The 18,353-nt window shown below is 64.4% G+C and carries 15 protein-coding genes; 5 read left to right on the top strand and 10 right to left on the bottom strand.

Translation table 11 applies throughout. From position 1 onward, the window contains the following. The first annotated feature begins 195 nt into the window (after positions 1 to 195). Together GM909_RS10365 and GM909_RS10360 are read left to right on the top strand one after the other, a co-directional pair. Positions 196 to 1,386: an efflux RND transporter periplasmic adaptor subunit gene (locus GM909_RS10365; protein WP_157016318.1), complete on the top strand. Its 1,191-nt coding sequence runs from the start codon at positions 196 to 198 to the stop codon at positions 1,384 to 1,386. 20 nt (positions 1,387 to 1,406) lie between these two features. Beyond that, positions 1,407 to 4,550 (top strand): efflux RND transporter permease subunit, encoded by a 3,144-nt coding sequence (locus tag GM909_RS10360; RefSeq protein ID WP_157016317.1) that lies wholly within the window; start codon positions 1,407 to 1,409, stop codon positions 4,548 to 4,550. A gap of 123 nt (positions 4,551 to 4,673) precedes the next feature. Here GM909_RS10360 and GM909_RS10355 read toward each other — a convergent pair whose 3' ends face one another. The 10 genes from GM909_RS10355 to GM909_RS10310 form a co-directional block, all read right to left on the bottom strand. Beyond that, positions 4,674 to 5,852 (bottom strand): ABC transporter substrate-binding protein, encoded by a 1,179-nt coding sequence (locus GM909_RS10355; protein WP_157016316.1) that lies wholly within the window; start codon positions 5,850 to 5,852, stop codon positions 4,674 to 4,676. Between the two features lie 60 nt (positions 5,853 to 5,912). Next, complete coding sequence (locus tag GM909_RS10350; protein ID WP_157016315.1) at positions 5,913 to 7,805, bottom strand: AMP-dependent synthetase/ligase; 1,893 nt, start codon at positions 7,803 to 7,805, stop codon at positions 5,913 to 5,915. 235 nt (positions 7,806 to 8,040) lie between these two features. Next, positions 8,041 to 8,847, bottom strand: coding sequence for an ABC transporter ATP-binding protein (locus tag GM909_RS10345; protein ID WP_157016435.1), 807 nt, complete (start codon positions 8,845 to 8,847; stop codon positions 8,041 to 8,043). Between the two features lie 2 nt (positions 8,848 to 8,849). Continuing rightward, the gene (locus GM909_RS10340) at positions 8,850 to 9,635 is read right to left on the bottom strand and encodes an ABC transporter ATP-binding protein (protein WP_157016314.1); all 786 of its coding nucleotides are present in this window, start codon (positions 9,633 to 9,635) and stop codon (positions 8,850 to 8,852) included. Further along, the gene (locus GM909_RS10335; RefSeq protein ID WP_157016313.1) at positions 9,632 to 10,732 is read right to left on the bottom strand and encodes a branched-chain amino acid ABC transporter permease; all 1,101 of its coding nucleotides are present in this window, start codon (positions 10,730 to 10,732) and stop codon (positions 9,632 to 9,634) included. The genes GM909_RS10340 and GM909_RS10335 overlap by 4 nt, the downstream gene beginning before the upstream one ends. A 6-nt stretch (positions 10,733 to 10,738) precedes the next feature. Continuing rightward, the gene (locus GM909_RS10330) at positions 10,739 to 11,614 is read right to left on the bottom strand and encodes a branched-chain amino acid ABC transporter permease (RefSeq protein ID WP_157016312.1); all 876 of its coding nucleotides are present in this window, start codon (positions 11,612 to 11,614) and stop codon (positions 10,739 to 10,741) included. A 103-nt stretch (positions 11,615 to 11,717) separates the two neighbouring features. Continuing rightward, positions 11,718 to 12,761, bottom strand: a complete 1,044-nt coding sequence (locus GM909_RS10325; protein WP_198174203.1) for a zinc-binding dehydrogenase — start codon at positions 12,759 to 12,761, stop codon at positions 11,718 to 11,720. 11 nt (positions 12,762 to 12,772) lie between these two features. Then, on the bottom strand, positions 12,773 to 13,741 hold the full coding sequence (locus tag GM909_RS10320) for an NADPH:quinone oxidoreductase family protein (RefSeq protein WP_157016311.1): 969 nt from the start codon (positions 13,739 to 13,741) through the stop codon (positions 12,773 to 12,775). Between the two features lie 223 nt (positions 13,742 to 13,964). Further along, complete coding sequence (locus tag GM909_RS10315) at positions 13,965 to 15,203, bottom strand: acyl-CoA dehydrogenase family protein (RefSeq protein WP_157016310.1); 1,239 nt, start codon at positions 15,201 to 15,203, stop codon at positions 13,965 to 13,967. After that, positions 15,200 to 15,844: a TetR/AcrR family transcriptional regulator gene (locus GM909_RS10310; RefSeq protein ID WP_198174202.1), complete on the bottom strand. Its 645-nt coding sequence runs from the start codon at positions 15,842 to 15,844 to the stop codon at positions 15,200 to 15,202. The genes GM909_RS10315 and GM909_RS10310 overlap by 4 nt, the downstream gene beginning before the upstream one ends. A 151-nt stretch (positions 15,845 to 15,995) precedes the next feature. On the opposite strand from GM909_RS10310, the gene GM909_RS10305 reads away from it, so the two are divergent. From GM909_RS10305 to GM909_RS10295, 3 genes are read left to right on the top strand one after another with little or no spacing between them, the layout of a single operon-like run. Then, positions 15,996 to 16,817, top strand: coding sequence for an SDR family oxidoreductase (locus GM909_RS10305; protein WP_157016308.1), 822 nt, complete (start codon positions 15,996 to 15,998; stop codon positions 16,815 to 16,817). A gap of 10 nt (positions 16,818 to 16,827) precedes the next feature. Further along, positions 16,828 to 17,322, top strand: a complete 495-nt coding sequence (locus GM909_RS10300) for a MaoC family dehydratase (protein ID WP_157016307.1) — start codon at positions 16,828 to 16,830, stop codon at positions 17,320 to 17,322. Beyond that, on the top strand, positions 17,319 to 18,353 hold the full coding sequence (locus GM909_RS10295; protein ID WP_157016306.1) for a phosphotransferase family protein: 1,035 nt from the start codon (positions 17,319 to 17,321) through the stop codon (positions 18,351 to 18,353). The genes GM909_RS10300 and GM909_RS10295 overlap by 4 nt, the downstream gene beginning before the upstream one ends.

Here is an 18,353-nt window from a genome sequence, read left to right as displayed (position 1 = left end):
GGCAAGCGCCAGGGCCTGGCTGCCCGGCGATTGGGCAGTCATTTGCCTGTTTTCAAATTACAGAGATTTAATGATAATCTTCGTGCCCGCGGTGCACGGAATTGCCATAAGACCTGAGCGGCGGTTTCGTACCGGCAGCCACGGGGCCGCAATATCGGTGTCAGTGACCGGACGCGCTGGCCTGCGGGGTATTGAATGTCGATTTGGAAGCAGACAGCCGTTACGCTCGTCTTGATCGCCCTGGCGGCGGTTCTGTGGGCCTATTTCTACCCAGGCGCGGGCCAGGTCCTGGCCCGTCTCAAGCTTGACTGGCTTCCTGTGGTCTCCACGGCACAATCCACCTCCGAAGAACCCGTCGCCGCACCGACAGGGAACAGCGGATTTGGCGGCTCCGACCCTGCCGTCTACGCCGCGCCGGTTGCCACGGCAACGATCAATGACAGGCTGTCGGCCATCGGAACGGGGCGCGCCTTCCAGACGGTGAGCGTCAAGCCTTATGACACAGGCCGCCTCACCGAGGTCGTCGTCGCGTCGGGCGGCCGGGTCGATGCGGGCGACGTGATCGCGAAGCTCGATTCGGAAAACGAGGAGATCGCCGTCGACAAGGCGCAGATCGTGCTGGAGGACGCCGAGCGCACATTGCAGCGCCTGAGTTCGCTGCGTGCTTCCAACGCCGTCACCGAGGTACAGGTCACCCAGGCCCTGCTGGCCCGCAACAATGCGCGGCTCGAACTGCGCCAGGCCGAGCTCGATCTCAGCCGGCGCTCCGTGCTGGCGCCGATTTCCGGCATTGTCGGCATCCTGCCGATCACCGCGGGCAACTACGTCACCTCCGATACCGAGATCGCGACGATCGACGACCGTTCCTCGATTCTCGTCGATTTCTGGATACCGGAGCGCTTTGCCGGCGCCATCTCGGTTGGGGACGAAGTCACCGCAACCTCCGTTGCCCGGCCGGGCGAGGCATATAACGGCATCGTCAGCGCGCTGGACAACAGGGTCGACGAAACCAGCCGCACCCTGCATGTGGAGGCCCGCCTTCCCAATGACGACGACCGGTTGCGCGCCGGCATGTCGTTCCAGGTCAGGATGCGCTTTCCCGGCGACAGCTATCCCTCGGTCGACCCCCTGGCCGTCCAATGGGGCACGGACGGCGCCTTTGTCTGGGCGGTGCGCGACGGGCGCGCCGAGCGTATTGCTGTCAGGATCGTGCAGCGCAATGCCGCGACCGTCCTACTCGACGCGCCTCTGGTCGCCGGCGACGTCGTCGTCACCGAAGGCATCCACATCGTGCGCGAGGGCGAACCGGTGAAGGTAGCCGAGCGCAGTCCCGTTTCCCTCTCGCCTGACGAGTTGGGCAAGGCCGCGACTACCAGCGGTTCGTGACGCGCAAAGGGCTGTCGGCCATGGACAAGACGGAAACCTTCTTCAAGGAACACGGGATGACGGCGCTGTTCGTTCGCCGTCCGGTGCTCGCCTTCGTTTTCAACATGCTCATCGTCGTCGCCGGCCTGGCGGCGATCTTCGGTATTGAAGTGCGCGAATTGCCCGATGTCGACCGGCCGGTCATCTCCGTGCGCACCGATTTCGACGGCGCGGCGGCCGAAACGATCGACCGCGAAGTCACCGGCATCATCGAGGGCGCCGCCGCGCGCGTCTCCGGCGTCAAGTCGATGTCGTCCACCTCTTCCTATGGCCGCAGCCGGGTGACCATCGAGTTCGGCGACGACATCAATCTCGACACCGCCGCGTCCGATCTGCGCGACGCGCTCGGCCGCATCACCAACCAGTTGCCGGACGACGCCGACGAGCCGCGCATCATCAAGGCCGATGCCAATTCGCAGCCTGTGGTGCGTCTGGCCGTGACCTCCGACAATGTGTCTGTCGAAGACATGACGGTGTTGGTCGAGGACGAGGTGGTCGACAGGCTGTCGGCCGTGCCGGGCGTGGCGGACGTCTCGGTCTATGGCGACCGCGACAAGATCTTCCGCATCGACATCGACCAGGCCCGCATGGCGAGCCTCGGGCTGACGGTCGCCGACGTCTCCAACGCGCTGTCGACCATGGCCTTCGACACGCCGGCCGGCTCGCTGACCAGCAATTCGCAGGACCTCATCGTGCGCGCCATGGCCTCGATCAACACGCCCGAGGCGTTCGAGAACCTGCTCATCAACCGCCGCGTCAGGCTGCGCGATTTCGCCAGCGTGACGCTCGGCCCCGACATCGGCCAGTCGCAGCTGCGCGCCAACGGCGAGACCGGCATCGGACTCGGCATCATCCGCGCCGCGCAGTCGAACACGCTGGAAATCTCCGAGGGCGTGCGCGCGGCAGCCGCGCAGATCCAGGAAACCCTGCCGGACGGCATGAAGATCGAGGTCACCAGCGACGACGCGACCTTCATCAACGGCGCCATCCACGAGGTCGAGATCGCACTTGTCATCGCCGTCAGCGTGGTGCTGCTGATCATCTTCCTGTTTCTTTGGGACTGGCGCGCCACGCTTATTCCGGGCCTGGCCATTCCTGTCGCCCTGATCGGCACGCTGGCGGCGATCTATCTCGTCGGCTTTTCGATCAACATCCTGACGCTTCTGGCGCTGGTCCTGGCCACCGGCCTTGTCGTCGACGACGCCATCGTGGTGCTGGAAAACATCGTCCGCCGGCGCAACCAGGGCCTGGGTCCGCGCGCGGCTGCCGTGCTCGGCACCGACGAGGTCTTTTTCGCCGTCATCGCCACCACGGCGACCCTGGTGGCGGTGTTCGTGCCGCTCTCCTTCCTGCCGGGGCAGACCGGCGGGCTGTTCCGCGAATTCGGCTTCGTGCTCGCCATCGCCGTGTTCCTGTCGTCGATCGTCGCCCTGTCTTTGTGCCCGATGCTCGCCTCGCGCATTCTCAAGGGGCATCTCGAGCACGACAACGGCAACGAGGGCCTCGCCTCGCGCACCGGCGGCGCGTTGTCCGCACTCTATCGCCGTTGCCTGAGCGCGTGCCTCAATGCGCCCATGGTCGTTGTTGCCGTGTCTCTTGTGTTCGCCATCGTGGCGGGCGGCCTTTTCGGCACCATCAAGTCGGAACTGACGCCGAGCGAGGACCGATCCATCGCCTTCATGCGCATCTCGGCGCCACAGGGCGTCAGCCTCGACTATCTGGCCCAGCGCATACGCGACATCGAGACGCTGCTGCAGCCGCTGCGCGAAACCGGCGAGATTTCCAGCACCTTCTGCGTCGCCGGCTCGGGCGGCAGCACCAACAGCGGCTTCATGGTCCTGCGGCTGGCGCCATGGGATGCGCGCGAGCGCTCGCAGCAGGACATCCTGGCCGAAGCCAACGCGCTGGTGCGCAACGTGCCCGGCGTGCGCGCCTTCGCCTTTCAGCCCAACAGTCTCGGCATTCGCGGTGCCGGCTCCGGCCTGACATTCGCCGTCGCCGGCAGCAATTACAGGCAGTTGGGCGAGGCAGCCGACAAGATCGTGGCGGCGATGCAGGAGGATTCGCGCTTCGAGCAACCGCGCCTTTCCTCCGAAGCGACGCGGCCGCAGCTTTCCATCACCGTCGACCGCGAACGCGCGACCGATCTCGGCATCCAGATCGACGGGCTCGGCGCGGCCATGCAGGCCATGCTCGACGGGCGGGAAATCGGGCAGGTCTTCATCGACGACCGGGCCCATGACGTGAAGCTCGTCTCCACCACCCACCCGGTCAACGACCCGACCGATCTGGAAAACATCTATATCCGCACCGGCGACGGACTATATGTGCCCGTGTCGACCTTCGCCTCCCTGACGGAGCAGGCCGTGCCGCCGGAACTGGCGCGAGAGCAGCAATTGCGCGCGGTCGGCGTCACCTCGGGCCTGGCGCCGGACTTCGCGCTGGGCGAAGCCTATGAAGAAGCCAAGCGCGTCGCCGAGCCGTTGCTGCCGCCCGGCAGTCGTCTCATCCCGCTGGCCGAGGCCGCGACGCTCGACGAGCAGTCGTCGAGCATGGCGACGACCTTCGGCTTCGCGCTGATCGTCATCCTGCTCGTGCTCGCTGCCCAGTTCGAGAGCTTCGTCAGTGCGGTCATTATCATGGCGACCGTGCCGCTCGGTCTCGCCTGCGCCGTCTTCGCCATGCTGATGACCGGCACCACGCTCAATGTCTACAGCCAGATCGGCCTGGTGATGCTCGTCGGCATCATGGCCAAGAACGGCATCCTGATCGTCGAATTCGCCAACCAGTTGCGCGACCGCGGCCAGAGCCTGCGCCAGGCGATCGAGAACGCGGCCAATATCCGCCTGCGCCCGGTCATGATGACGATGATCTGCACGATCGTCGGCGGCCTGCCGCTGGTTCTGGCGAGCGGCGCCGGCGCGGAAGCCCGCATCGCGCTCGGCTGGGTCATTGTCGGCGGGTTGGGCCTCGCCGCCGTCTCGACGCTGTTCCTCACCCCGGTCGTCTATCTGCTGATCGGCCGCTTCGTCACGCCGAAGGCGCATGAAGAGGCGCGCCTGCACCGCGAATTGGAGGCGGCAGCGCGGCTGGAGGAAAAGCTGCAGCCACAGCCCGGGGAGTGATCCCCAGCATTGTCATCCCGGCCAGCCCCGTGACGGCGGCGCTTTTTGCCTCATCTCGTCGCCGAACGTGAAGCGCCGCGCGGAGCGACCCGCGCGGCGCATTCCTTTCCCGTGTGGCCGATCCTACTGCGACTTGGTCGGATCGACGCGGCCGACTTCGACCCACTGACCGTTTTCGATCTTGGAGATGATGATCAGGTCGCCGCCCTGATGGTCGTCGGGGCCGTATTTGATCGGCACGTCGGCGATGACATCCTCGAATTCGAGGCTTTCCATGCCTTTCTGGAAGCTCTCGGCCGTCAGCTCCGGTCCGGCCGCCTCGAGCCCCATGACCAAGCTCTTTGCGGCGCCATAACCGAGGATCGCCGCCGTACCGGCCGGCTCGCCCGCCTTGGCCTCATAGGCTTCCGCCCATTCCTTGACCTCGGGCACATCCATGCGGGCCTCGTGGTCGACCCAGCCGGCGGCCGCGTAGAAGCCCTCGGTCACGCCTTCCGGCACCTTGGCCACGGCCGTGTTGAAGGCGGCCGAGGAACCGATGAAAGTGACATCGTCCCAGCCGAGCTTCTTCGACGTGCCGTAGGCGATGATCGTCTGGCGCACGCCAAGCGCGGTCGCCACGATGTCGCAGCCGGCGTCCTTCAGCTTCTGGATCGAGCCGACAAAGTCCTGCTCGTCCGGCTTGTGCGTGGTTTCCGCGGCCCAGGTCAGGCCCAGTTCCTCGGCCTCTTCCTTGGCCCCCTCATAGATCTCCAGGCCGAAATCGGACGGGATATACATCGAGCAGACATTCTCGGCGCCCTTCTCCTCGGCCAGATATTTCACGCCGGCGCGCAGCTGATCATAATAGGATGAAAAGCCCGCGTACTTGTAGGTCGTATCGCCTTCCAGCATCTGGCGCGCCGCCGTCAGCGGTCCGATATTGGCCACCTGCTTGGGCTCCATCATCTTGAAGCCGGCGATGTTGTGCGGCGTCCCCAGATTGAGGACCATCGCGAACACCTTGTCCGAGTTGATCAGCTTGTTGAAATTCTGAACCGCCTTCGGCACCTGGTAGCCGTGGTCCTCGACGACGAAGCGGATCTTGCGGCCGTGAATGCCGCCCTTCTCGTTGACCTCGTCGAAGAGTTGCTGCGCCGCCTTGATCGCGCCGACATTGAACGAGGCGAAGATGCCCGACAGGTCGCCGTTGGAGCCGATCACAACCTCGGTGTCGGTCACGCCCTGCGTGGCATGGGCCGCCGAGGCAAGCCCGGCGGCGAGCCCCATGGCGAGTATGGACTTCATTGCTTTGCGTTTCATGCGTCGTCCTCCTGTTTGTTCGTTCAGTTCCCAGCATGACCCGCCCGACCGGGCGTTCCACTAGCCATACATCTCGTCGATCAGCTTCTTGTGTTTTTGCTCTACGAAGCCGCGTTTCAGCTTCATCGTGGCCGTCAGCTCCTCGTCTTCCGCGGTCAACAGCACATCGATCAGGCGGAAATCCTTGATCTGCTCGACGCGGGCGAACGCCTCGTTCGTCTCCGCCACCACCGCGCCGATCAGGTCGCGTACCTCCTGGGCGGCGCACAGGGAACGGAAATCGCTGAACGGCACGCGCTTGTCCTGCGCATGCTTCTCGACGTTCTCCTGGTCGATCATGATCAGGCAGGTGAGAAACTTGCGCTTGTCGCCGATGATCACGGCATCGGAGACGTAGGGTGAGAATTTCAGCCGGTTCTCGATCTCGGCCGGCGTGATGTTCTTGCCGCCGGCGGTGATGATGATGTCCTTGACCCGGCCGGTGATCGTCAGAAAGCCCTCATTGTCGAGCCGCCCGACATCGCCGGTCTTCAGCCAGCCGTCCTCGGTGATCGTCTCGGCTGTCTTTTCCGGCTTGTTCCAGTAACCGGCAAAGACATTGGCGCCCTTGTACTGGATCTCGCCGTCCCCGGCGATCCGCACCGCGCCGCCCGGCACCACCTGACCGACCGTGCCGGTCTTGTAGCGCTCGATCAGATTGACCGAGATGACGCCGGAACTCTCCGTCATCCCGTAGCCTTCGAGGATGTTCACCCCGATCGAGCGGTACCATTTGAGAAGATCAGGCGAGATTGGCGCCGCGCCCGTCGTGCCGCGGCGCAAGCGGTCGAATCCCAGCATGCGGCGCAGGTTCTTGAGCACGGCGAAATCCCAGAAGGCATAGGAAAGCCGTGTGGCGAGCGGCACGGCCTTGCCGTTTTCCAGCGCGGTTGCGCGCGCCGCACCGGCAGTGATGGCGCGCCGATAGGCCCATCTGCCGATCGGAGTCGCCTCGTCCGCCATGATGGTCACGCGGCTGTAGACCTTTTCCCATACCCGCGGAACGGCGGTGAACACGTGCGGGCTCACCTCGCGCACATTGTCGAACACGGTCTCCGGGCTTTCGGCGAAATTGACCGTCGAACGCAGGCCTATCGGCGTGAAGACACTGATCAGGCGCTCCAGTATATGGCACAGCGGCAAGAAGCAGACCTGCTCGTCCTGCTCGGTCACCGGAAGGGTCAGCACGGAGCCGATGATCGAGACGACGATGTTCTCGTGGGTGATCATCGCGCCCTTGGGCGGCCCGGTCGTGCCGGACGTATAGACGAGGATGGCCGTGTCCTCCGGCCTGGACCTTGCGATCTCCTCGTCGAAGCGGTCCGGATTCTCCTTCAGGAAATCGCGGCCAATGCGGTAAAGATCGTCAAGGAAGATGACCTTGTCGTCGGAAAACTCATGCAGGCCCTCGCGGTCGTAGACGATGACCTTTTGAAGGTCGGGCATCTCGTGCTTGACCGAGAGATATTTGTCGAGCTGCTCGTCGTTTTCGACGAACAGGAACCGGCTGCTGGAATCGTTGACCAGATATTTCAGTTGGCTCGCCGAATCCGTCGTGTAGACGCCCGAGGCGATGCCGCCCACCGACTGCACGGCGAGATCGGTGTAGATCCATTCCTTGGAATCTTCCGACAGGATGGAAACCACGTCGCCGCGTTTCAGTCCGAGCGCCACGAGGCCGAGGCCGATGAGCCGCGCATGCTCGTAGAAATCGGTCCAGGAATAGGACAGCCAGATGCCGAAATCCTTCTCGCGATGGGCGATCTTCTCGCCCAGTTCCAAGCAGCGCTGGCGAAACAGCTTCGCAAGCGTGTCGCAGCCGTCGAAATAGAAGGGCCCGGGACCGGTGAGTTCGGCATTGAAGCTGTGGCCACCCACTGTCTGCTGCGGCGGCAGTTTCTCGGCAATGGTCATACGATCCTCCCGGATTGGGTGCGCGTAGCCTGTTCGCGGCCGTCATCCCGGCCAACCGGAGCGAAGCGAAGGAAGAGCCGGGACCCATGGGGCGGCACGGCCCGCTTATCGGTCGGCGCGACAATGCCGACATGCGCCAAGCTCGGACGGGGTCCGCGCTCGATAATGTGTCGGCCAATGGGTCCCTGCTCTGCGGCCGCTCCGCGACCTTGGCCGGTATGACGGCAATGCGCGATCATCGCCACGTCTTCTTCTGCTTCCAGCGCTTCTGACCGCGCTGCGTTTCCTCCTGGACGCCGAGATAGAATTCCTGGATGTCCTTCGAATCCAGGAGCCTCTGCGAGGCGTCGGCCATGACGATGCGGCCGAGTTCCATGACGTAGCCGTAATCGGCGACCTCCAGCGCCACCTTGGCGTTCTGCTCGACCACCATCATCGTCACGCCCTGCTCGCGGTTGAGCCGCTTGATGATCTGGAAGATCTCCCTGACCAGGATCGGCGACAGGCCGAGGCTCGGCTCGTCGAGCAGCATCAGCTTCGGCCGCCCCATCAGCCCGCGCCCGATGGCCAGCATCTGCTGCTGGCCGCCCGACAGCGTGCCGGCCGCCTGTCGGCGCCGTTCGGCTAGGATCGGGAAATAGGAATAGACCATCTCCATATCCTGCCTCACCCCGTCGGGATCGTTGCGCGTATAGGCGCCCATGCGCAGGTTTTCCTCGACCGTCAGCAGCGGGAAGACCTCGCGCCCTTCGGGCACATGCACGATCCCCAGCCGCACCACGCGGTCTGGGCTTGCCCCGGCGATGTTCTCGCCGCCATAGATGATCTCGCCCTTTTCGGGATCCATGACGCCGGAGATCGTCTTCATCAGCGTCGTCTTGCCTGCCCCGTTGGCGCCCAGCACGGTAACGATCTGCCCCTTGCGCACATCGAGGCTGCAGCCGCGGATGGCCATGATGGGCCCGTAGAAGCTTTCGATGTTGCGCACCGAAAGTACGGCCGGCTTTTCCTCGGCATGCGGGTTTTCGGCCCGTTGATGCATCGTCACGCCACCGCCCTTTCATGCTCGTCGGAGACCCCGATATAGGCCTCGATGACCTTGGGATCGTTCTGCACCTCCTCGGCCGTGCCGAGCGACAAGGTCTTTCCGTCGGCGAGCGCCAGAACCCGGTCCGACACCGAGGAGACGAGGTGCATGTCGTGCTCAACCATGAGCACGGTGATGCCCATCTGCTTCTTGATGTCCTCGATCCAGAAGGCGACGTCCTGCGTCTCCTCAACCGACAGGCCCGAGGCCGGCTCGTCGAGCAGCAGCAGGCGCGGCTCGATGGCGAGCGCCCGGCCCATCTCGACCACCTTGCGCACGCCGTAGGGCAGGCCGGCGATATATTTTTCGCGGTAGGGCTGCAGGTCGAGAAAGTCGATCACCTTCTCCACCGCCGCGCGATGCCGGCGCTCCTCGCTGCGCACGAAGGGCGTGAAGAGAAGCTCGTTGACGAAATTGCTCTTGCGGTGCCGGTGCCGGCCGACCAGGAGGTTCTGCAGCACGGTCGCCTGCTCGAACAGTTCGATGTTCTGGAAGGTGCGTGCGATGCCGGTCGCGGCGATCTCGTGCGGCTGGCGCGAAAGCAGGCTGTCGCCGTCGAAGCGTATGTCGCCTTCGGCCGGGTCGTAGAAGCGCGAGATCAGGTTGAAGAGCGTCGACTTGCCCGCTCCGTTGGGGCCGACCAGGGCGAAGACCTCTCCTTCTTCGACGGCGAAGGAGACCTGATTGACGGCGATCACGCCGCCGAAGCGCAGGGTGACATTGTCAACTTCCAGAAGGCTCATCGCATGCGCTCCGTCTTCAGATAGCTCTTCTGCCGACGGAACATGTCGCGCCGGTAGAAGGGGAAGAGCTCGAAATAGGTGCGGATCTTCACCCAGCGCCCGTAGATGCCCATCGGTTCGAACAGAATGAAGACGATCAGGATCGCCCCGAAGATCGCCTGTTCGAGCCCCGGAATGGCGATCGAGCCGGTTCCGAGAAGCCCGCCGACCGTATCGCGCGAAATCGCGATCGCCTGCGGCAGGAGCGCCACCACGACGGCGCCGAAGAAGGCACCGTGGATGGAGCCCAGGCCGCCGATGACGATCATCAGGAGAAGCTGGATCGAGATGATGATGTTGAAGGTCTCGTTGTTGAAGATGCCGGCGAAATGGCCCATCAGCGCTCCGGCGAGCCCGGTGATTGCGGTCGAAATGCCGAAGGCCGTCGCCTTGGTTCGCGCCACGTTGACGCCCATCGCCTTGGCCGAGACCTCCGAGTCGCGCACGGCGGCGAAAGAGCGGCCGAGCGGCGATCTGAGCACATTGCGATAGGCCAGGATGACCAGGACCGTGACGACCAGCGTCAACCAGTAGAAACGGTCGGGATTGACGTAGCGGTCGATCTCCAGCCCGAAAATGTTGATCGTCGGCGCGTAGAGGCCCATCACGCCGCCCGTCAGCGGTTCGGCCAGCACAATGACGTCGTCGGCGAGAATGGAGACCGCCAGCGTGGCGATTGCCAGATAGATGCCGTGCAGCTTGGTCGTCGGGATGGCGATCAGCACGCCGGCAAGCCCCGCGATCACCCCGGCCAGCGGGAAGGACAGGAGGAAGGGCAGGCCGAGCCGTTCCTGCAGCAGCACATTGGCATAGCAGCCGACGGCCAGGAAGGCGGCGTGGCCGAGGCTCGCCTGTCCCGTCTGGCCGACCAGGATCATCAGCCCCATCCCGGCAATTGCCCAGATCAGCATATTGGTCGCCTCGCCGATGGCGAACGTGCTGAGCAGGAAGGGCAGCACCACCGCGAGAACCAGCAGCGCCATGTACCAGGCGGCCTGCGTGCCGTGACGAAAAAGGTTGATGTCGGCGTCGTAGCTGGTCTTGAAAACGGTCCGCATGACGCCTCACACCTTCTTCGCATGGACCTGGGCAAGGATGCCGTGCGGTCGGAAGACGAGAATAAGGAAAAGCAGCAGATAGGGCATGAGCTGCGAATAGCCGGCGGCGATGTAGTAGGAGGCGAAGGGTTCGATCAGCCCCACGATCACGCCACCCAGAAGGGCGCCCGGAAGGCTGCCGAAGCCGCCGATGACGGCGGCCGCGAACGCCTTGATGCCGAGCAGTCCGACCGACGGGTCGATGGAGCCCTTGGAGGCGAAGAGAATGCCGGCGACGGCGGCGACGGCGCCCGCCAGCGCCCAGACCAGCGAATGCACGCGCTTGACCGGGATGCCCATATAGTAGGCGGCAAGCTGGTTTTGCGACGCCGCCTGCATGGCGACACCGAGCTTGGTGCGGTTGAAATAGATGTAAAGGGCCACGGTCAGGATCAGCGTGACGACGATGATCGTCACCTCGTCGAGCCCCAGCACGAGCCCGCCGAAGCGCACCTCCTTGCCGGCGATGGGCGATTCCAGCGCGATCGGCTCGTGCCCCCAGATGAGGCCGGCGATGAAGCGCAGCACGAAGCCGAGCGCGATGGTCAGGATCACGATGGCGATCTGCGACTGGCCGAACATGTGCCTGACCACCAGCATGTCGAGCAGGTAGCCGACCACGCCCATGGCGATGATGGCCAGCGGCACGGCGATCCAGAAGGGCAGCCCCATGAACTGTTCGTTGGTCAGCCCGAGCGCAATGAAGGCGCCGAGCATCATGAAGTCGCCCTGGGCGAAATTGACCGCCTCGGTCGCCTTGTAGATCAGCACGAAGCCGAGTGCGATCAGGCCGTAGACACAGCCATTCGCAAGCCCGCTGACAAAGAGCTGCAATACGTCCAAGACGTTCCTCCTCCCATTTTTTCATATGCGGTCTGTGCCGCATTTCGTTCAGTCTACAGAGCCGGCCGCACCTCCCGCAAGCGACCTGCTCCGGCGCAGTCGATCACGGCACGATGAAAACCTTCCCGTTCGGCTTGGCCAGTTCGTCGGCCACGCGGTCGATCGCCTCGTCGAGCGGCACGATGGCCGTCACGTCGGTCGACCAGCGCCCGTCGGCAAATCGCGTCTGCGCCTCCTTGATCGTCGCCACCTTGCGCTCCAGAGGCGTGTTGCGCATCCATTCCGTCAGCCAGAAGCCCTCGATCTTCTTGTGCATGAATATGAGCTGACCCGGTTCCTGGATGACCGTATCGCTCGCATCGAGCCGGCCATAGACGATCCAGCGGGCGCGTTTCGGCATGGCGGTGAAGATCTGCCCGGCAAGCGGCCCGCTGACCGCGTCGAGCAGGATGCGCGGCTCTTCGGCGCCGAGCACGTCACGCAACCTGTCAGCGAAATCGGACGCTGTCGCATTGAGGACATGCGCCGCACCGATCTCCTTCAACAGCCCCATCTGGTCGTCGCGCCGCACGATGGAGATGGGGCGGTAGCCTTCCTCGGCGGCCACACCCGTCAACAGCTTGCACAACTGGCTTGCCGCCGCCGTCATGATGAAGGCCTTCTGGCCTTCCTGTTTGACGATGTCGAACATGGCAAGCGCGGTCAGCGGATTGACGATCATCGCCGCCGCATCCTCGTCGCGCACCTCGTCCATCAGCGGGATGCACGCGCCCGCCTCGGCGATCGCGTATTCGGCCCAGGAGCCCCAGTTGCTCAAGCCCGTGGCAAAGGCCACGCGCTTGCCCACGAGGCCTTGCGCAGCGGCCTCGCTTCCGGCAGCGACGACCTCGCCCACGCCCTCGAAGCCGGCCGGCCGGCCCTTGCGGCGCGGCTGACCGTACATGCCCTTCACGAACATGACGTCGGACGGATTGATCGAGGCCAGGCTGACCTTCAAAAGGACCTGCGTCGGGCCGGGTTCGGGAACCTCGATCTCGGCGCGTTCCACATAGGGGCTCATCGCCTCCAGCGCCGTTCCCGACGGCATCCTGGAATATCCCTCGTTGACAAGAAGCAGGGCGCGCATGCGGTCGGGAAGCGATGCCATCGTCTTTCCTCCTAAGGCTTGAGCACGATCTTGCCGGCCGCACCGCGTGCCAGCACGCGGGCAAGCACGGACGGCGCGTCGGCGAGCTTGTATTCGCCCTCGATGACCGGCTTGACCTTGCCTTCGAGATACCAGCCGATCAGTTCGCGCATATTGTCGGCATAGGCCTGCGGCTCCTTCTGCGTGAATGCGCCCCAGAACACGCCGACGAGGCTGAAGCCTTTGACCAGCGCCAGATTGACCGGCAGTTTCGGGATCGTTCCGGACGCGAATCCGATGACCAGCAGCCGTCCGCCCCAGCCCATGGAGCGCGCCAGCGCGTCGAAACTGTCGCCGCCGACGGGATCGAAGGCGACATCGACACCCTTGCCGCCGGTCGCCTCCTTCAAGGCGTCCTTGAGATTGTCGTAGCCGAGCACGGTATCGGCGCCGGCCTCAAAGGCTATGGCGCGCTTGGCCTCGCTGGACGCCACGCCGATCACCCGCGCGCCCATGGCCTTGCCGATCTGAACGGCAGCGACACCCGTCGCCCCGGCCGCTCCAAGAACACACAACGTCTCGCCGGGCTTGAGTTGACCGCGTTGCTTCAATGCATAGTGCGCGGTCCCGTAGCCGCACATCAGGGCGCAGGCATCGGCGCTGGAAATCGCGTCGGGCAGCGCCATGACACGCGCTTCCTCCGCCGCGACCTTCTCGGCATAGGCGCCAAGCGAGCCGAGGGCCGCAACGCGGTCTCCGACCTTCACCGATTTCACATCGGGCCCAATTGCCGTGACATGTCCCACCGCCTCCATGCCGGGCACGAAGGGGGTCGGCGGCTTCATCTGGTAAAGCCCCTGGACGAGGAGCCCGTCGGGGTAGTTGACGCCGATCGTGTCGGCCTCGATCACCACCATATGGCCCGTCGCCTTGGGCTCCGGCCAGTCGGCATAGTCGAGCTGGTCGAGGGGCGCGAAGTCGCGCGCGACGATCGCCTTCATGGCATGCTCCTCGTTTGCAGTCGACACTCGCCGCCTGCGTGCCCTCGTCGGGCAGAATTGCATATGCCCCCTCCACCGCCTTCGGCGGTCCCCCTCCCCCGCTTCGCAGGGGAGGAGCCGGCGGCGCCGCTTGATCCTCCCCCGTTTACGGGGGAGGGGGACCACGCAAAGCGTGGTGGAGGGGGCATATTTGACTGCTCCGCCATCGGAGAGGTGACGCTCATCACACCTTCTCCTGCGTGTATTTCCTCAGCTCGGTGCGCGCCACCTGGCGCCGGTGCACCGCGTCCGGCCCGTCGGCCAACCTGAGCGTTCTCAGATGCGTCCAGGCGCGCGCCAGCGGCGTATCCTGGCTGATGCCCTGGCCGCCGAACATCTGCACCGCCTCGTCCGTGACCTTGAGCGCCACGCGTGGCGCGACGACCTTGATCTGGCTGATCCACGGCGCGGCGGCGCGCGCATCGCCCTGGTCCATCATCCAGGCCGCCTTCAGGCACAGCAAGCGCGCCATCTCGATCTCCATGCGGCATTCGGCGATAATATCGTAATTGGCGCCGAGCGTGGCCAGCGGCTTGCCGAAGGCCTCGCGGCGCACAGAGCGCTGGCACATCAGCTCCAGCGCCATCTCCGCCTGGCCGACGGCACGCATGCAATGGTGGATTCGCCCCGGACCGAGACGACCCTGCGCGATCTCGAAGCCGCGCCCCTCGCCGAGCAGCAGATTGTCGGCCGGCACGCGCACATTGTCGAACTTCAGGTGCAGATGGCCGTGCGGGGCGTCGTCGTCGCCATAGACCTGCATGGCCCGCAGCTTGGTAACGCCCGGCGTATCGGCCGGCACGAGGATCATCGAATGCTGCTGGTGCTTCGGTCCGTCCTCGGCCGTGCGCACCATGACGATATAGATCTTGCAGCGCGGGTCGCCCGCGCCCGACGACCACCATTTCTCGCCGTTGAGCACGTATTCGTCGCCGTCGCGCTCGCAACGCATGGCAATGTTGGTGGCGTCCGACGAGGCAACGTCGGGCTCGGTCATCAGATAGGCCGAACGGATCTTGCCATCGAGCAGCGGGGCCAGCCACTGCTCCTTGTGCGCCGGCGAACCGTAGCGCTCGAGCACTTCCATATTGCCTGTGTCGGGCGCCGAACAGTTGAAGGTTTCCGCGCCCAGATGCGCCTTGCCCATCTCTTCGGCGAGATAGGCATATTCGACGGTCGACAGACCATAGCCGCGCTCGGAACCGGTCAGCCAGAAGTTCCACAGCCCCCGCTCGCGCGCCTTGGCCTTCAACCCTTCGAGAATCTCGGTCTGCCGCGGCGTATAGCTCCAGCGGTCGCCATTCCTGCCGACCTCCGCCAGGAACTCCTTGTCGAGCGGCATGATCTCGTTGCGCACCATGTCGCGGACCTTATCGTGGATCGGCTTCAGGCGCTCGGTCATGCCGAGATTCATCTCTGTCATGTCGACTGTCCTTGTGTCCCGCGAAGCCCGCCCTCGGCGTAATCGACGATCTGGCGCGCGATGATTTCGATGTCGGCCCGCGTCTCGCCCACCCGCGGCGTGTACCAGAAGATCGGCGAATTGAGCGTCATGAACATGAGCTGGTTGGTGATGCTGAGATCGTCGAAGCAGAAGACGCCTTCATCGCGGCCTGCAAGCAGCACTTCGCGGAACTGGTTGGAGTAATTGCTGCGATATTCGATCAGTTCGTTGAGGACCGAGCGCTGCTGCGGCGTGGTCGCACCGCGCAGATGCATCTCCACGCCGATCCACACGGCGCGCTGGAAGGCCTTGGTGTCGATCATCTGCAGCACATGCGCCATGGCCATCATGCGCCAACGCTTCACCGCCGGGCCGGGCAGGTCGCAATAGGGCCTGACCGCCGCGTAGTTCATGTCCATGCCGGCGCGGAAGACGGCCGCGAACAGATCCGCCTTGGAGGGAAAATGGTGGTAGATGCGGCCCTTGGTGGCGCCGAGGCTGCGCGCGACGTCGTCGATCGAGGTCGCCGCATAGCCGCGCTCCATGAAGCACCGGGCAGCCGCACCCAGAATGTCCATGCGCGAATTGTCGGCAACGTGCTCCTTCACGCCCAGCGTCATCGGCCGGTGCCTCCTCCCTTGATCGCAAAGCCCGCCCGCATATTGTGTGTAGCTTTCCGGCTTCGGGCACTTTACGGACCGGCAAATGATGAACATACTACCGGGTATGTTGTCAACGCGGCAATTGGATGAGTTCCGCAAGGGAGGGGAAATGTCCTATCTGGAAGATCTCTTTTCGCTCACCGGCAAGACGGCGCTGGTTACGGGTGCTGCGAGCGGCATCGGACGCATGGCGGCAACGGCGCTCGTCAGGGCCGGCGCCCATGTCATGATCGCCTCGCGCCGCGAGGCCGAATGCAAAAAGGTCGCCGACGAGCTCAATGCGCTCGAAGCACCGGGAAGCGCGGAAGGCTTTGCCGGCGACGTCGGCAACGAGGAAGGCGTCAAGGCGCTTGCCGAAGCCGTCTCGCAGCGCACGGGACAGTTGCACATCCTCATCAACAATGCCGGCCTGAGCTGGGGCGAAAAGCTGGAAACCTTTCCCTATCACGCCTGGGCGCGCGTGCTGAACGTCAACGTCACCGGCCTCTTCCATCTGACGCGAACCCTGCTCCCGTTGATCGAGAAGGCAGCCAGCGCCGACGATCCGGCCCGCATCATCAATCTCGGCTCCGTCATGGGCACGCAACCGATCGCCGACGGCGCCTATTCCTACACCGCCTCCAAGGCGGCGGTTCACCATCTCACGCGCACTCTGGCCATCGAGTTGGCCGACAAGCGGATCACCGTCAACGCCTTCGCGCCCGGTCCCTTCCAGAGCCGCATGACAGCCTTTGCCACCGGCACCGACGAAAAGGCGGCGAAGGTGGGCTCTCGCGTGCCGCTCGGCCGCATCGGCAATCCCGACGATATCGCCGGTGCGACGCTTTATTTGTGCGGCAAGGCCGGCAACTATGTTACCGGAGCCATCCTGCCACTGGACGGCGGGCAGTCGGTCCAGCATGGTATGTCGCTGTTCAAGGACGTGGATTGACCCAATTGCCATGCAGGAATTGAAACTGAAGCCTGTCCCGGTCGAGAGCCTCCGGACCGCCATCGGCAGCCAGATTGGCACCTCGCCCTGGCGCACGGTGACCCAGACGATGATCGACCAGTTCGCCGACGCGACGGACGATCACCAGTTCATCCATGTCGATCCCGAACGCGCCGCGAGCGAAACCCCCTATGGCGGTACGATCGCGCACGGCTTCCTGCTCCTGTCGCTCCTTTCGGCAATGACCTACGAGACCATTCCGCCGCTCGAGAGCGCCAAGGTCGCCATCAATTACGGTTTCGACGAGATCAGGTTCAAGGCGCCGGTCAAGACCGGCTCGCGCATCCGCGCCGCCTTCGTGCTGGCCGAGGCCAATGTGCGTCCTTCCGGTTGGGCCGAGATCAAGTATGACGTGACGATCGAGATCGAGAATTCGAAGAAGCCGGCCCTGACGGCGCGCTGGCTGACGCTGATCCAGATCGATCCGCCCGGCGAGTCGGCATGAGCGACACCAACACCCTGGACCAGCGGGCATTGGCCCCCTACCTGGAACACAACATCGCCGGCTTTGCCGGGCTGCGCTCGATCGAGAAGTTCAGCTCCGGCCAATCGAACCCGACCTATCTGCTCACCGCCGACAGCGGCCGCTATGTCCTCCGCGCCAAGCCCCCCGGCCAGCTTCTCAAGTCGGCCCATCAGGTCGATCGCGAATTCCGCGTCATCAAGGCGCTTGCGCAGACGGCCGTTCCCGTACCGCGCGTCCTGCACCTGTCCGGAGAGGACAGCCCGATCGGCCGCATGTTCTATGTCATGGACTTTGTCGAAGGCCGCGTCTTCTGGGACCCTGCCCTTCCCGAAGCGCCCGGCAATGACGGGCGCGGCGCCATCTACGACGCGATGAACAGAACCCTGGCCGCCCTCCACGACGTCGATGTCGACGCGGTCGGCCTCGCCGATTTCGGCAAGCCCGGCAGCTATTTCGAGCGGCAATTGTCGCGCTGGACCAGCCAGTACCGTGCCTCGGAGACCGGCACGGTCGCCGATATGGACCAGCTCATCGCATGGCTGGAACAAAACCCGATCGTCGACGACGGGCAGGTATCGCTGGTTCATGGCGACTACCGGCTCGACAACATGATGTTCGCTCCCGACAGGCCCCAGGTCGTCGCAGTCCTCGACTGGGAGCTGTCGACGCTCGGTCACCCCTATGCCGACCTCGCCTATCAGTGCATGCAATGGCGCCTGCCGCACAGTTCGGGCTTTCGCGGACTGGGCGGCATCGACCGCACCGCGCTCGGCATCCCGAGCGAACAAGCCTATGTCGCGCGCTATTGCGAGCGGCGCGGCATCGCCGGTATCGGCAACTGGACATATTATCTCGCCTTTTCTTTCTTCCGCCTGGCGGCTATCTGCCAGGGCGTCTACAAGCGGGCGCTCGACGGGAACGCATCCAATCCGCAAAAGGCGCGAACCTACGGCAACGCCGTGAAGCTGCTGGCCGGCCTGGCCGTGGAGCGCATCGAGAAGGGGAATTAG

It is taken from the genome of Mesorhizobium xinjiangense, from assembly GCF_009749525.1.
In the GTDB taxonomy this organism is placed as follows: Bacteria; Pseudomonadota; Alphaproteobacteria; order Rhizobiales; family Rhizobiaceae; genus Mangrovimarina; species Mangrovimarina xinjiangensis.
This window is presented reverse-complemented; position numbering and strand designations above follow the sequence as displayed.

What these genes read in the sequence shown, in the direction of transcription:
- GM909_RS10365 (WP_157016318.1), top strand. Translation starts at nt 196, where the DNA reads ATGTCGATTTGGAAGCAGACAGCCGTTACGCTCGTCTTGATCGCCCTG.
- GM909_RS10360 (WP_157016317.1), top strand. Translation starts at nt 1,407, where the DNA reads ATGGACAAGACGGAAACCTTCTTCAAGGAACACGGGATGACGGCGCTG.
- GM909_RS10355 (WP_157016316.1), bottom strand. Translation starts at nt 5,852, where the DNA reads ATGAAACGCAAAGCAATGAAGTCCATACTCGCCATGGGGCTCGCCGCC.
- GM909_RS10350 (WP_157016315.1), bottom strand. Translation starts at nt 7,805, where the DNA reads ATGACCATTGCCGAGAAACTGCCGCCGCAGCAGACAGTGGGTGGCCAC.
- GM909_RS10345 (WP_157016435.1), bottom strand. Translation starts at nt 8,847, where the DNA reads ATGCATCAACGGGCCGAAAACCCGCATGCCGAGGAAAAGCCGGCCGTA.
- GM909_RS10340 (WP_157016314.1), bottom strand. Translation starts at nt 9,635, where the DNA reads ATGAGCCTTCTGGAAGTTGACAATGTCACCCTGCGCTTCGGCGGCGTG.
- GM909_RS10335 (WP_157016313.1), bottom strand. Translation starts at nt 10,732, where the DNA reads ATGCGGACCGTTTTCAAGACCAGCTACGACGCCGACATCAACCTTTTT.
- GM909_RS10325 (WP_198174203.1), bottom strand. Translation starts at nt 12,761, where the DNA reads ATGGCATCGCTTCCCGACCGCATGCGCGCCCTGCTTCTTGTCAACGAG.
- GM909_RS10320 (WP_157016311.1), bottom strand. Translation starts at nt 13,741, where the DNA reads ATGAAGGCGATCGTCGCGCGCGACTTCGCGCCCCTCGACCAGCTCGAC.
- GM909_RS10315 (WP_157016310.1), bottom strand. Translation starts at nt 15,203, where the DNA reads ATGACAGAGATGAATCTCGGCATGACCGAGCGCCTGAAGCCGATCCAC.
- GM909_RS10310 (WP_198174202.1), bottom strand. Translation starts at nt 15,844, where the DNA reads ATGACGCTGGGCGTGAAGGAGCACGTTGCCGACAATTCGCGCATGGAC.
- GM909_RS10305 (WP_157016308.1), top strand. Translation starts at nt 15,996, where the DNA reads ATGTCCTATCTGGAAGATCTCTTTTCGCTCACCGGCAAGACGGCGCTG.
- GM909_RS10300 (WP_157016307.1), top strand. Translation starts at nt 16,828, where the DNA reads ATGCAGGAATTGAAACTGAAGCCTGTCCCGGTCGAGAGCCTCCGGACC.
- GM909_RS10295 (WP_157016306.1), top strand. Translation starts at nt 17,319, where the DNA reads ATGAGCGACACCAACACCCTGGACCAGCGGGCATTGGCCCCCTACCTG.